The sequence below is a fragment of the Streptomyces sp. MB09-02B genome, from assembly GCF_033794485.1.
In the GTDB taxonomy this organism is placed as follows: domain Bacteria; phylum Actinomycetota; class Actinomycetes; order Streptomycetales; family Streptomycetaceae; genus Streptomyces.
The window spans coordinates 1-9,553 of the sequence record NZ_JARGEE010000354.1; the positions used below are offsets into that span (position 1 = coordinate 1).

Sequence of the window (9,553 nt, forward strand, 5' to 3'; positions counted from 1 at the left end):
GCCGCGCGCGGGGGGGCGGGGCGGGGGGGGGTGGGGGGGGGGGGCGGGGCCGGGTGCGCGGCGGGTTACAGGGGGGGTTCCGTGGCGGCGGCAGCGGCGTCCTCGCGCCGGGTGACCAACGGCAGGGACCCCGGCTCCGGCTCCGGCAGGACGGCCTCGAACTCCCGCGCCAGTTCGTCGAGTCCGGGCCGGTCGGCGGCCCCCTTGGCGAGACAGCGCGTCAGTACGGTGCCCAGCCGCGGGTCCACCCCGTCCAGCACGGGTTCGTCGTTCATCACCCGGTAGGCCGTCAGATAGGGGCTGTCCGCGTCGAAGGGGCCCCGCCCGGTGAGGGCGTACACCAGCAGCGTGCCCAGCGAGAACACGTCCGAGGCCGGGCCCGCCGTACGGGCGTCGGTGAGCTGTTCCGGGGACATGAACGGCGGGGTGCCGATCATCTGGCCGGTCTCGGTCAGGGCGAGGTTCTCCGTCGCGCGCGAGATGCCGAAGTCGATGACCCGGGGGCCGTCGTCCGCCATCAGCACGTTGGCCGGCTTCAGGTCCCGGTGCACCACGCCGGCCCGGTGGATCTCCCGCAGCGCCTCCACCAGTCCCAGGGCCAAGGGGCGCAGTTCGGTGTCACGGAGCGGGCCGTGGTCGCGGATCCGCTGGGCGAGCGAGCGGCCGGGCACGTACTGGGTCGCCATCCAGGGGCGCTCCGCCTCCGGATCGGCGTCCACGACCGCCGCGGTGAAGGCGCCGCTGACCTTGCGGACGGCGTCGATCTCCTGGCGGAACCGGCTGCGGAACACGGCGTCCTGCGCGTACTGGGCGTGCACCACCTTCACGGCGACCTCTCGGCCGGAGCGGGATCTCGCCCGGTAGACGACGCCCATTCCGCCGGTGCCCAGCCGGTCGACCACCTTGTACCCGCCGACCGATCTGGGGTCGTCGCTGCGCAGCGGCACGCCCTGGTCCCTCCCCCGAAAAGCAGCCCGACTAGCGATTCGAGGCACAGGATACGTAAGGGCGAAGCGCGGCGGCCGGGCCGCGGAACCTCTCGGTTCCACGACCCGGCCGCCCGGGACCTCCCGGGGTGTCAGACGCCGGCGGGTTCCGGCTCCTCCGCCTCCGAGCCCGACTCCGGCTTCGTCGGCTCGGACGGGGTGCCCGCCCGCTTCAGGGCCTTCTTCTTCGCCCTACGCTCCTTGCGGATCTCGATCATCGTGTAGAGGGTCGGGACCAGCAGGAGCGTCAGCAGCGTCGACGTGATCAGACCGCCGATGACGACCACGGCCAGCGGCTGCGCGATGAAGCCGCCCTCACCGGTGATGCCGAGCGCCATGGGCAGCAGCGCGAAGATCGTCGCCAGTGCCGTCATCAGGATGGGACGCAGGCGGTGGCGGCCGCCCTCGATGACCGCCTCGACCGTGCCGTAGCCCTGGCGGCGGTACTGGTTGATCAGGTCGATCAGCACGATCGCGTTGGTCACCACGATGCCGATCAGCATCAGCATGCCGATCATCGCGGGGACGCCCATCGGGGTGCCGGTGACGATCAGCAGGCCGATCGCGCCGGTGGCCGCGAACGGGATCGAGACCAGCAGGATCAGCGGCTGGACCAGGGACCGGAAGGTCGCCACCAGCAGCATGAAGACGATCGCGATGGCCGCGAGCATCGCGAGGCCGAGGGAGGCGAAGGCCTCGTCCTGGTCCTCGGAGACACCGCCGATGGACGCGGTGGCGCCCTCGGGGAGCTTCAGGGCGTCCAGCTTGGCGGTGAGGTCGGTGCTGACCGCGCCGGTGTTGTCGCCCTTGGGCTTCGCCGTGATCGTCGCGGCCCGCTGGCCGTCGATCCGGGTCATGGAGACCGGGCCGTCCACCAGCGCGACGTCCGCGATGTCGCCCAGCTTCACCGCGCCCAGCGGCAGGTCCCGCAGCTCCTTGAGCGTCTCGGCGGGCTTCGCCGACTTGATGACGACGTCCCGCTCGGTGTCGTCGAGCACGGCCCGGCCGCTGGTCGTACCGCGGACGGCCTGAGCGACGGCCGCGCCGAGGCTCTGGTCGTCGAAGCCGGCCGCGGCCGCCTTGTCGGTGGCCTTCACCGAGATGCGCGGCACGCTCTGCGCGAGGTCGCTGGTGACGTCGGAGACGTTGTCCATCGTCGAGACCGCGTCACGGACCTGCTCGGCGGCCTTGCGCAACACCTCGCCGTCGGCGGCCTTCACGACCACGCTCAGGTCCTGGCTGCCGAAGGCGTCGCCGACCGCGACGGTCGTCGTCCCGATGCCGGAGAGCCCGGCGAGGCCCTTCTCGATCGTGTCCTGGACGCCGGCGGCGTCGGCCGAGTCGTCCAGCATGACGCTGTACGAGGCCTGGTTGGTGTCGGTGCCCCCGCCGAACGCGGCCATGAAGCCGGAGGAGCCGACGGTGACCTGGTAGTCCTTGACGCCCTTGGCGTCGGCGAGCAGCTTCTCGACCTTCTTGGTCTGCTCGTCGGTCGCCGCGAGGCTGGTGCCGGGCTTCAACTCCTGCTTGAGGCTGAGGACTTCCTGGTCACCGGGGTCGAAGAAGTTCGTCTTGAGCAGCGGGGCCATGCCGAACGTGCCGATCAGGACGACGGCGGCGATGGCCAGGCTGGTCAGCCGGCGGCGGGTGGCGAAGCGCAGGACGGGGACGTAGAGGCGCTGGAGGCGGCTCTTCGCCTCTTTCTCCTCGGCCTTGCGGCGCGCCTCGTCGGCGTCCTCGGGAGTGCCCTTCGGGGCGCGCAGGAACCAGTACGACAGCACGGGGACCACGGTCAGCGAGACCACGAGGGAGGCCAGCAGGGCCGCCGTCACGGTCAGGGAGAAGCTGCCGAAGAGCTCGCCGACCATGCCGCCGGTGAGGCCGATCGGGAGGAAGACCGCGACGGTCGTCAGGGTGGAGGAGGTGACCGCGCCGGCGACCTCGCGGACCGCCTTGAGGATGGCCTCCTCGCGCTCCTCGCCGTAGCCGAGGTGCCGCTTGATGTTCTCCAGCACCACGATCGAGTCGTCGACGACCCGGCCGATGGCGATGGTCAGCGCGCCGAGGGTGAGCATGTTGAGGGAGAGGTCACGGGTCCACAGCACGATCAGCGCCAGGACCACCGACAGCGGGATGGACACCGCGGTGACGAGGGTCGAGCGGATCGACGCCAGGAAGACCAGGATGACCAGGACCGCGAAGACCAGGCCGAGGGCGCCCTCGGTGGTCAGGCCGTCGATGGACTTGGCGACCGCCGGGCCCTGGTCGCTGACCACGGTGACGGTGGCACCGGAGCCCAGGTCGCGGCGCATGTCCGCCAGCTTGTCCTCGACGGCGTCGGAGATGGCGACCGCGCTGCCGTTCCGGTCCATGGTGACCATGACCGCGAGACTCGGCTCACCGTTCGTACGGGTGATGGAATCGGCCTTGGCCTGCTCCTCCTTCACGGCGGCGACATCGGCGAGACGTACGGGCTTCTTGGCGCCCTCGCCGCGCACCCTCAGGTTCTCGATCTGCTCCAGCGAGGTGTAGCCGCCGCCGACCTGGACGGTGCGGTTGGCGCCGTCCTCGTCGAAGGAGCCCGAGGGGACGGTGACGCCGCCGGCCTGGAGCGCCTGTGAGAGGGCCATCGTGGTCAGGCCGGCCTTCGCCAGCTTCGCGTCGTCGGGGGTGACGGTGACCTGGAGGTCCCGTACGCCGTCGACGGTGACCTGACCGACGCCGTCGATGCCCTCCAGCGTGGGCACGACGGTCCGGTCGAGCTGGTCGGCGAGGGCCTGCTGGTCCTGGCCGGAGGAGACGGCGAGGACGACGGTCGGCATGTCGTCCGTCGAGCCCGCGATCACCTGCGGGTCCACATCGTCCGGCAGCTGCGCCCGGACCCGGTTGACGGCCTGCTGGACGTCGGCGACGAGCTGGTCGGTGCCGGGGCCGTAGTCGAAGGACGCCATGATCAGGGCGTTGCCCTCACTGGCGGTGGAGGTGACGCCCGTGATGCCGTCGACGCCTTCGAGGCTGTCCTCGATGGGCTCGACGACCTGCTTCTCGACCACGTCCGGGGACGCGCCCTGGTAGGGGGCGAGCACGGACACCATGGGCAGTTCGATGGTGGGCAGCAGCTGCTGCTTGAGCTGGGGTATCGCGATCGCCCCGAAGACGAGCGCGATGATCGACATCAGACCGACGAGGGCCCGTTGTGCGAGGCTGAACCGGGACAGCCAGGACATGGGTCAGGGTCTCTCTTCTGTGGCGTGAGCGGGTGACGAACGCCCATGCCACATGCGGCTTGCTTCCCCCCATGTGTCGCCCGTGTGAAGCGGATGTGAGCGCTCACCTCATACCTTGGGCCATCGGGGACCCCTGTTCCCTCGCTCCCCAGGGCCATTTCCTTATGCCGCGCATACTCCGAGTGGAGTAGTCCCCGGCGGCCGTCAGTCCACCCTTGGTCGTACCAGGCCCGACTCGTACGCGAAGACCACCAGCTGGGCCCGGTCGCGGGCACCGAGCTTCGCCATGGCCCGGTTGACGTGAGTCTTCACGGTCAGCGGGCTCACCTCCAGCCGCTCGGCGATCTCGTCGTTGGAGAGCCCGCCGGCGACCTGGCCGAGCACCTCGCGCTCACGACCCGTCAGGGTGGCGAGCCGTTCCGAGCGGGCGGCGGCTCCGCCCTCGCCGTCGGCCGAGTCGTCGGGCTGGGCGAGGAAACGGGCGATCAGGCCCTTGGTGGCGGTGGGCGACAGCAGCGCCTCTCCGTCGGCGGCCACCCGGATCGCGTTGAGCAGTTCGTCCGGCTCGGAGCCCTTGCCGAGGAAGCCGGAGGCGCCGGCGCGCAGCGACTGCACGACGTAGTCGTCGACCTCGAAGGTGGTGAGGATGACCACGCGGACCCGGGCGAGCGTCGGGTCGGCGCTGATCATGCGGGTGGCGGCGAGGCCGTCCGTGCCGGGCATCCGGATGTCCATCAGCACGACGTCCGCCCGCTCCTCCTTCGCGAGCCGCACCGCCTCCGCCCCGTCCGAGGCCTCCCCGACGACCTCCATGTCCGGCTCCGAGTCGACGAGCACCCGGAAGGCGCTGCGCAGCAGGGCCTGGTCGTCGGCGAGCAGGACACGGATCGTCATACGGGGTCCCCCGGGGCGCTGGTCACGGTCGTACGGCCGCCGCCCCGACCGTGCGGCTCACGGTCGTACGGCTTCCGCGGTGGTCGTTCGGGTCTTGAGCGGCAGGATCGCATGGACCCGGAAGCCGCCGCCGTAGCGGGGGCCGGTGGTGAGGGTGCCGCCGAGTGCGGCGACGCGTTCGCGCATACCGAGGAGGCCGTGCCCGCCCCCCTCGGGGTTCTCGGGGTCCTCGTCGTCCGTCACCGTCTTGCCGGTGCCGTTGTCGAGGACGGTGATCTCCACGTTCGGGCCGACGCGTACGACGCTGACCTCGGCCTTCGCCGCCTCACCGGCGTGCTTGTGCACATTGGTGAGGGCTTCCTGGATGACGCGGTACGCGACGAGGTCGACGGCGGCCGGCAGGCTCACCCCCTCGTCGGCGCGGACCACCTCGACCGCGAGGCCCGCGCTGTGGAAGGTGCCGACGAGTTCGTCGAGCCGGACCAGGCCGGGGGCGGGTTCGGTGGGCGCCTCGGGGTCGCCGGACTGGCGCAGCAGCCCGACCGTGGCGCGCAGTTCGCCGAGCGCGGAGCGGCTGGCCTCGCGGACGTGGGCCAGGGCCTCCTTGGCCTGGTCGGGCCGCTTGTCCATGACGTGCGCGGCGACTCCGGCCTGCACATTGACGAGGGCGATGTGGTGGGCGACGACATCGTGCAGGTCACGGGCGATCCGCAGGCGTTCCTCGGCGACCCGGCGGCGGGCCTCCTCCTCGCGGGTGCGCTCCGCCCGTTCGGCGCGTTCTCTTATGGCGTGCACGAAGGCGCGGCGGCTTCGGACCGCGTCGCCGGCGGTGGCGGCCATGCCGGTCCAGGCGAAGATGCCGATGTTCTCCTGGGCGTACCAGGGGAGCGGCCCGGCGAGCATGGCCGTGCCCGTCAGCACGGTCATCGTGAGCAGGCCGACGCGCCAGGTGGTGGGGCGGTCGGTGGCGGAGGCGACCGTGTACAGGGCGATGACGGCGGACATCGCCACGGGGGCGCGCGGGTCTCCGGTCACCAGTTCGGCGAGGGTGAGGGCGCAGGTCGCGGCCAGGACGGCCATGGGGGCGCGGCGGCGGGCGACGAGGACGGCGGCGGCCGGCACCATGAGCGCGAGGCTGAGGGCGTCGGGGGTGCGGGCGCCCCACTTGTCACCGTGGTCGGCGTTGGGGTCGACGAAGGAGCCGGCGACCATCGCGGCGAGGACGCCGAGGGCGAGGGTGGCGTCCAGCGCGAGGGGGTGCGCGGTCAGCCAGGTCCTGGCCCGGTGGAGGGTGCTCACGCTTGTTTACGGTACGGGGCGGTTGTGGGGGGCGGAACTGGTGGTGGCGGTACCTGTGAGGGTGGGCAGGGTTTCTTCGCCCCCGCCGCCCCTACCCGTCCCATCCTCGGCAAGGGGCTGTGCCCCTTCGACCCCCAGACGTCCGTCCGGTGGGGGCTGGTCGCGCAGTTCCCCGCGCCCCTGAAAGGCCGGGGCTGCGCCCCGTGCCTTCACCCCGGGATCAGGCCGTCGTCGCTCAGCATCTCTCTGACCTCGTCCAGCGTCGCGTCTGGTGACGGGAGGATCAGTTCCGAGGGCTCCAGGGAGTCGTCGGGGAGGGGGGTGCCCAGTTCGCGGACCTTGTCCAGGAGGGCGTGGAGGGTGTGGCGGAAGCCTGGACCGTCGCCGACCTCCATTTCCGCCAGGAGTACGTCGTCCAGCTTGTTCAGCTCGGCGAAGTGGACGTCGTCCAGCCTCACCTGCCCCTCCCCCATGATCCGTACGATCATGTCGCCCTCCTCGGGGACGAGATTCCCCTTACTTGTCGAAGCGCGGGGTGTCCTGGCGCTGGGACTGCTGCTGCGGCGCCGACTGGCCGGTGCCGCCCTCGATGGCCTGCTGCTGCGCGGACGGGCCGCCCGCCAGCTCCGCCTTCATGCGCTGGAGCTCCAACTCGACGTCCGTACCGCCGGAGAGGCGGTCCAGCTCGGCCTGGATGTCGTCCTTGTGCATCCCGGACGGGTCGTCGAGGGCTCCGGAGGCGAGCAGTTCGTCGATGGCGCCGGCCCGGGCCTGGAGTTGGGCGGTCTTGTCCTCGGCGCGCTGGATGGCGAGTCCGACGTCGCCCATCTCCTCGGAGATGCCGGAGAACGCCTCGCCGATCCTGGTCTGGGCCTGGGCGGCGGTGTACGTGGCCTTGATCGTCTCCTTCTTCGTACGGAAGGCATCGACCTTGGCCTGCAGGCGCTGCGCGGCGAGGGTGAGCTTCTCCTCCTCGCCCTGGAGGGTGGAGTGCTGCGTCTCCAGGTCCGTCACCTGCTGCTGGAGCGCGGCGCGGCGCGAGAGGGCCTCGCGGGCCAGGTCCTCACGACCGAGCGCGAGCGCCTTGCGGCCCTGGTCCTCCAGCTTCGAGGACTGGGACTGGAGCTGGTTGAGCTGGAGCTCCAGGCGCTTGCGGGAGGTGGCGACGTCGGCCACGCCCCGGCGCACCTTCTGGAGCAGCTCCAGCTGCTTCTGATACGAGTAATCGAGGGTCTCGCGCGGGTCCTCGGCCCGGTCAAGGGCCTTGTTCGCCTTCGCGCGGAAGATCATCCCCATACGCTTCATGACACCGCTCATGGGCTTCGCGCGCCCCCTTCTGACGGACTCCAGCTCACAGGTCTGCGACAGAACCCACAGTACGGGCCCTGCATCCATTACCGCACTGTTCGGGGACGGATGCGGTCATCCCCAAGGACGACTGTGTGCGGCATCGCTCCGGCGTAGGGAGTAGGTGTCTCCCGGGGTCACGTACGGGCCGTCCCCCGGAATTCCTCAGCCCCGCTACGGCCGAACCGTCACCCGCGCTCCCCCTTTTCCGACTTTCTCCGGCTTTACGGGTCTCCCCGTCCACTGTCGTCCCGGCTCTGTCTCCAGTACGGACGCCGGGTGTTGCCGGATCGTTCCCCACTCGGCTGGGGTCCATGCCCCGGCACCCCGTACCCTTGGGTTTTGTGTTCCGTAGCCGCGCCAAGAACGAGAAGGAATCGGCCGCCGACAAGGCGCCGGTGACCGACTCCCAGCAGACCCGTCACCCGCAGGCCCCCAAGGGGCGTCCCACTCCGAAGCGGAGTGTGGCCCAGGGGCAGCGCCGAAGCGTCGCCAATACGCCGACGACGCGCAAGGAGGCCGCCAAGCGCTCCCGCGACGAGCGCCGTTCCGCGATGGAGAAGCAGCGCCAGGCGCTGGCCACCGGTGACGAGCGGTACCTGCCGACGCGGGACAAGGGCCCGGTCCGCAGGTTCGCCCGTGACTACGTGGACTCTCGGTTCCACATCGCGGAGTTCTTCCTGCCGCTGGCGGTCGTCATCCTCATCCTGAGCGCGCTTCCGCAGGCCTCGCTGAAGAACATCGCGCTGCTGCTGTGGCTCTTCGTGATCGTGCTGATCGTGGTCGACTCCATCAGCCTGGGCTTCCGTCTGAAGAAGCAGCTGAACGCGCGCTTCCCCGACGCGAACAAGAAGGGCGCCGTGGCCTACGCCCTGATGCGCACGCTCCAGATGCGTCGCCTCCGGCTGCCCAAGCCGCAGGTCAAGCGCGGAGAGCGGCCCTGAGCACGACCCCTTTCTCCGCAGGTGCCGCGCAGGCATGGCTGGACCGACTGGGCACCCTGCGTGAGGTCGTACGACAGGAGCTGGTCTCCCGCCAGGTCGACGAGCAGATAGCCGGACGCTTCCCGGTCGGGCAGCGGCTCCGGGTGCTCGACGTGGGCATGGGGCAGGGCACGCAGGCTCTGCGGCTGGCCCGGGCCGGGCACGCGGTGACCGGGATCGAGCGGGACTCGCAGCTGATCGCCGTCGCCCGGGAGGCGGTCGCCGCCGAGCCCGAGGGCATTCGCGGGCGGATGCGGATCGTCGAGGGCGACGGCCGGGACACGGGGGTGCACTTCCTGCCGGGCAGTTTCGACGTGGTGCTGTGTCACGGGGTCCTGATGTACGTCGAGGAGCCCGACGCCCTGCTGGCCGGGCTGGCGCGGATGCTGGCCCCGGGTGGGCTGCTGTCGCTGCTCGTCCGGAACGGGGACGCTCTCGCGATGCGGGCGGGGCTCGCCGGGGACTGGGCCGGGGCGCTGGCCGCGTTCGACACCACCGCGTACCGGAACCGGCTCGGGCTGGACGTGCGGGCGGATCGGCTGGACGCGTTGACGGATGCGCTCGGGGGGATCGGGGCGCCGTTGCACGCGTGGTACGGGGTGCGGGTGTTCACGGATCTGGCGGCGGACGACGCGGCGTTGCCCGAGGGGGCCGGCGATCTCGACGTGCTCCTCGCGGCGGAGGAGCGGGCCGGGCGGACGGATCCCTATCGGCAGGTGGCGGCGTTGCTGCACCTGTGCGGTGTGCGCGGCTGAGTCCTTCTCGCCCCCGCCGCCCCTGTCCCTTATACACACTTCCGACCCCACAAAAAAGGAAA

Annotated in this window: 7 protein-coding genes and 1 pseudogene; 2 read left to right on the top strand and 6 right to left on the bottom strand. The window is 71.2% G+C overall.

Annotated features, from left to right (window positions below):
• Positions 1-71 precede the first annotated feature (71 nt).
• The 6 genes and pseudogenes from P1P70_RS34085 to P1P70_RS34110 all read right to left on the bottom strand — a co-directional run.
• A pseudogene (locus P1P70_RS34085) lies at positions 72-947 on the bottom strand (serine/threonine-protein kinase); the annotation flags it as partial.
• A 131-nt stretch (positions 948-1,078) separates the two neighbouring features.
• Positions 1,079-4,213: an efflux RND transporter permease subunit gene (locus P1P70_RS34090; RefSeq protein WP_319244729.1), complete on the bottom strand. Its 3,135-nt coding sequence runs from the start codon at positions 4,211-4,213 to the stop codon at positions 1,079-1,081.
• Positions 4,214-4,417: 204 nt separating this feature from the next.
• Positions 4,418-5,107 (bottom strand): response regulator transcription factor, encoded by a 690-nt coding sequence (locus P1P70_RS34095; protein ID WP_319244731.1) that lies wholly within the window; start codon positions 5,105-5,107, stop codon positions 4,418-4,420.
• Positions 5,108-5,164: 57 nt separating this feature from the next.
• Positions 5,165-6,406, bottom strand: coding sequence for a sensor histidine kinase (locus P1P70_RS34100; protein ID WP_319244733.1), 1,242 nt, complete (start codon positions 6,404-6,406; stop codon positions 5,165-5,167).
• 209 nt (positions 6,407-6,615) lie between these two features.
• A complete protein-coding gene (gene pspAA / locus P1P70_RS34105) occupies positions 6,616-6,894 on the bottom strand; it encodes a PspA-associated protein PspAA (RefSeq protein ID WP_319100113.1) in 279 nt (92 codons plus the stop codon).
• 28 nt (positions 6,895-6,922) lie between these two features.
• Positions 6,923-7,723 carry a PspA/IM30 family protein gene (locus tag P1P70_RS34110; RefSeq protein ID WP_060884980.1) on the bottom strand — a complete coding sequence of 267 codons (801 nt, stop codon included), beginning with the start codon at positions 7,721-7,723 and terminating at the stop codon, positions 6,923-6,925.
• 344 nt (positions 7,724-8,067) lie between these two features.
• Between P1P70_RS34110 and P1P70_RS34115 the strand changes: the two genes are divergently transcribed.
• Together P1P70_RS34115 and P1P70_RS34120 are read left to right on the top strand one after the other, a co-directional pair.
• Entirely contained in the window at positions 8,068-8,697 is a 630-nt protein-coding gene (locus P1P70_RS34115; protein ID WP_319244736.1) for a DUF3043 domain-containing protein, read from the top strand.
• A 158-nt stretch (positions 8,698-8,855) separates the two neighbouring features.
• Positions 8,856-9,491: a class I SAM-dependent methyltransferase gene (locus tag P1P70_RS34120; protein WP_413471612.1), complete on the top strand. Its 636-nt coding sequence runs from the start codon at positions 8,856-8,858 to the stop codon at positions 9,489-9,491.
• Positions 9,492-9,553 lie beyond the last annotated feature (62 nt).